The sequence below is a fragment of the Granulicella aggregans genome, assembly GCF_014203275.1.
GTDB lineage: Bacteria > Acidobacteriota > Terriglobia > Terriglobales > Acidobacteriaceae > Edaphobacter.
The window spans coordinates 1-4,054 of record NZ_JACHIP010000062.1 but is presented as its reverse complement, the minus strand read 5'-3'; the positions used below and the strand labels follow the sequence as shown (position 1 = coordinate 4,054).

General features: G+C 54.0%; 3 protein-coding genes. All 3 read right to left on the bottom strand.

Going from position 1 to position 4,054, the window contains the following annotated elements; genetic code table 11:
- Positions 1 to 177 precede the first annotated feature (177 nt).
- The gene (locus tag HDF16_RS29960) at positions 178 to 1,017 is read right to left on the bottom strand and encodes a hypothetical protein (protein ID WP_184224600.1); all 840 of its coding nucleotides are present in this window, start codon (positions 1,015 to 1,017) and stop codon (positions 178 to 180) included.
- A 1,430-nt stretch (positions 1,018 to 2,447) separates the two neighbouring features.
- Positions 2,448 to 3,008, bottom strand: coding sequence for a hypothetical protein (locus tag HDF16_RS29955; protein WP_221313429.1), 561 nt, complete (start codon positions 3,006 to 3,008; stop codon positions 2,448 to 2,450).
- Positions 3,009 to 3,230: 222 nt separating this feature from the next.
- The coding region (locus HDF16_RS29950; protein WP_221313428.1) for a hypothetical protein at positions 3,231 to 4,054 on the bottom strand (824 nt) is incomplete at its 5' end.

The window sequence follows — 4,054 nt, the reverse complement described above, 5'->3', positions numbered from 1 at the left end:
CGCCTTCAAAATGACGCCACTTGAACTCTGACATGGTCGGCTCCGCTAGGATTCAGCCCATCTTCACTCTTCCTGAAGAGGTTTGCAACAGAGCCGGATCAGAAGGGTTCACTAAGCACAAAGAGTGGCGGGCTTCAGAGCTCGCCACTCATTGGAGTGGACGTAGTTCACTCTGATTTAGGCATTGGTACTCGTACTGTTGGCTGTGCGACCTGCATATTGAGCATCCAGACTTGTAAGGCTCTGATCGGTGGCGGTTCCGGACTTCGCCTCTAGCAGAGTCTTGTAGATGTTGAACAGAGGGCTGCTGGTTGTCGACGATACGCTGTTGGTGGACCCGGTGTTCTCAGCAGCGAACAGGCTGAGATCTTCGATTTGCTGCAACCTCGTTTGTGCTGTGTAGGTTTTGCTGAATGACGCGTTCAAAGTATCGCCATTAATTTCAATGGCAATCGCTTCTGCCGTAGCATCCTGGGAGCTATATCCCTTGGCCTTGAGATTGTCTCTGATATTCGCAGTTGCCTCTACCTGAAGAGCTGCGAGACCCGACGTATCACCTCTTGCTATCGCAGTTGCCGACGCGGTGGTCACATCATCAGGGGCATCTGCCTTGGCAGTGGCAAGGGCCGATTCTGTATCAGCTTGGTTGCCCGACGCAGCCGCAGTCTTCAAATTGGCCAAGTCGGTTAGGAACTGCGCGGACGGGGTAGTGTAAGAACTATCGTATACGTTGGAACCGGCCAGACTATTGGTGTAGGCATCAACTGCGTTCCCCACGCTGGCAAGGTTTTTGGTTGGATATAGAACGTCCTGATTAACCGCGTAGAAAAGCGAATTCGCGGTAGATGCTTCTATGTCCGGGGCTTCGCCATTCAAAGCGAAATCAATGCTGTCTGTGCTTAGAGAGATAGAGTCTGTGCTTGTTGAGCTTGCCGCCGGTGAGTTTGTGATTTTCGAGCGACTCTGAAGCTCTGCTAAAACGGAAGTTCCGTAATTGCTTACACCTGCTACTGTCATCGGAAGTGCTCCTGATCTCTGCCTGGAAGAGTTGTTCTGTTTGAATTCTGAGGGCATGGGCTGGTTTGATCCATTGCGATGCCCCATAAAGTCTGGAATCGTTTAGAGATTGAATCGCAGAGGCTTTTCCTTACCGAGCCACGCTGACGATTGATCGAGTAGTCATCTCCTTGAGCTTGGTTGCCCTTCTGAATCACTGGATCCTGTAAGCACGTCATCTGCCATCTCTTCCCAGGTAGCGTAAAGCGCTACACGCCCGTAATCTATTGCACAAACGGAGCATGCCGCGCGGATACGATCGGCAACGGGACCGCACTGCTAGGCAGACTTTGCCTAGTGACCCGGCAAACACGGTCCCTTCGCATTGTCGGCGACGCACTTCTTTACAATGGGGCGTGCTCTTAGGTTGGTCCAGGTTGCATTTCGCCCCGATCCCTTCGACCAAGAGATTGGAATATGGTGATCTCGTTGATTCGCTCATGCGGCTTCATGTCACCCCTGAAGCTCATCTTTGTAATGGGTCTGTCGACGCCCTTCGCGCTGCCTGGTGTAGCCCAAGAAGCTGGCTACGTGGATGCACGGGGGATTTCGGAGCCGAGGCGAACTGACAAACTAAAGAAAGACATGACGCCTGGACAGTGTGGCGATAACTGCAGACTGGAGCGCCCCTTTTCTTTCCAACTCATCAAGATGGATTTAGGGCCGGGGTCGGTAGACTAGACCATCAGACTCGGAAATCAGTCCAGCAAGCCGATTCGAGTACCTAGTTCTATCTCCCGTGCTGAAAACACCGTAGAGAGCTCTCCAGGACACCACACCGTCCTCAACATGTCGATCATCGTTTCCCTATCATGTGCGACTCCGGCAGGTGCCCAGCGTGTGCCGGTAGAGATCAATCTCTATGGTGCGCCCGAGGGATCAACAGGAATGACCACTGTTGATCCTGGACAGTGGATAACGATCGTTGGGCTAGCAGACACATGCAACGATCCTGGGAAAGACCACGACGCCTATTCTTTCAATGTCAACGTCTCGTTGCGCGGCACATATCGAGCGAAGGACAAGGAAATAGAAGAGGTCTGGCCAGTGTATGGGGGCATTAGCTCAGGTTCATTTCTTTGGGAAGGTCCAGGAGAAATGACACAGGTGATCCCGGGTGGTGCGCGGAGCCCAGGACAAGATTTTACGATCTCAAGGTGATTCCCGTTACGATAAATCGATAAATTGGGTGCGCAGACCCTAAGACTGTTCGCTGACAAATGGCGAGGACTCTACCGCGCTAGCCAGTCATCCTGATAACGGGATAGCTCCAAACGCTTTGGCGTTTGAGGATACCGCTATAGTATCGCCAATGATTGCCGAGCCATATTGTGCCGACTTGCTAGGCAAGCTTTGCCTAGAAGAGGTCCGACATTTGGCCGACATCTTCGCTACTCGGTGGGGTGAGATGCCGCTTCATAAGCACTGTAAGCGCTGGATTGTAGATATTTGATCGAGCTGAAGACGGTCCCAAACGATACGGAAATCCCCTTGAAGTGATGAAAGAGGAGCCGGTTCAGATCGTAGCGCGCAGTCGTTCTGAAATAGCTGACTGTGAGATCACCCTTCAAGTTGCCACTCTGCCTGTCTGCGGCAATCTGCTGGACTAGGTTTGCGACACTCGTATTGCTGGTGTGGGCGGCGTCGATGATATTGCTCGCTCCAGTGAGCTTTTCGACCACATTCGCATCGCTTGCGGTCAACTGGGATGGCATATAGATGGACGCGGCGTCCCCAGTAAGCTTGCCCTGCTCGCGTTGGGAGCCGATCGATTCCGCTAAGGTCTTCGCGTAAGAATCACCTTCTGCCGCGCTCAGGTTGGCCGTTCCCGTTACGTATTCAAGCATCTTCAAATCGGCGGCCGTCAAATAGTCTTCCGGGCTGAAAGTGCCGCCCGAAGTCAAGCTGCGTGTGGACTCGGTAGTGATCGGTAGGGATGATGTGATCTGCATGGGGCCCTCAAGAGCCGTCGAATAGATAGCGGCTGTAAGATTGAACAAGCACGTCACCTTCCATTCGATATCAGCGAACAGTGGAAATGACGTGCGGTGCAAAGAGCGGACGGAGAACTGTCCCACTCTTCACACCGCGCTTGGAAGACCATGATGAAACTAGCGTCTCATACATTGCCCACTGTCCCGCCGACCGCTTTGAGCCTCGGTAAACAAAACAAGCTACTGTACGTCTGAGACTTTTCCGTCGATCAGGATCACCTTCATGTCCTTGTAGATGAAGACCTGTTTGGTCCCAAGATCCACGATCTTGTCCGGAATGCCTAGCGAGTGCTTTACCTCGTCCGGGGTCATGCCGAGTTTAACTGTCTTGCTCTCGACGGCTGAAGCGACGGCAGGGTCCGCGATCACAGTGTCAATCGTCTTCTTCACATCTTCCGGGGTCATGGTGTCCAAGCCTGGAAGCTTGACGTTTAGCTCTGCACGGTATCGCGTGCTCATGCCGTCACCGAGGGTGGCGACATCAACGGTCAAAAGCTCGAGTTGCACGGCGTTCTTCTTCACGAAGATCTGGGTGATGTAGACCTTCTCATTGGCATTCAAGGTCCTCGAATGCGCTGTGGTGCCACCGAAGGCTGCCGCGAAGCCGGTGGCCTGGGCGATCTGGCCGTTAACATAGTTTGTGTTGACGATGGCGTTCTTCGTGTTCGCAACATCGGCATAGATGCCGGGAAGACGGACCGCGAGGATCGCGCCTGGCTTGGTAATCCGCGTGTAGTCGGTGTCGAACATGACCTGGCCGACCTGAGTGAGGGGGTAGTCTGCGACAAGAGCCTGGTACATGGCTCTGGAGTTTGGAGCGGCAAAGGCTGGAACGGAGTGCGCGGCGGCGGCCGCCGCGACGGTGATCGTGAGGACGCGTAGGGAGGACAAGCGCAGCGAAGCGAAAAACATGGGGAGTCCTTTCGGGGTTAGCGCCCGTGACTGCGGCGGTGTTGGACGACGGGTGCTTGTTCGGGGGCGTTGACGTTGGCCGGAGACTGGCT

Excerpts from the sequence above, each read along its gene's own strand:
- HDF16_RS29960 (WP_184224600.1), bottom strand. The coding sequence starts at position 1,017 with ATGACAGTAGCAGGTGTAAGCAATTACGGAACTTCCGTTTTAGCAGAG.
- HDF16_RS29955 (WP_221313429.1), bottom strand. The coding sequence starts at position 3,008 with ATGCAGATCACATCATCCCTACCGATCACTACCGAGTCCACACGCAGC.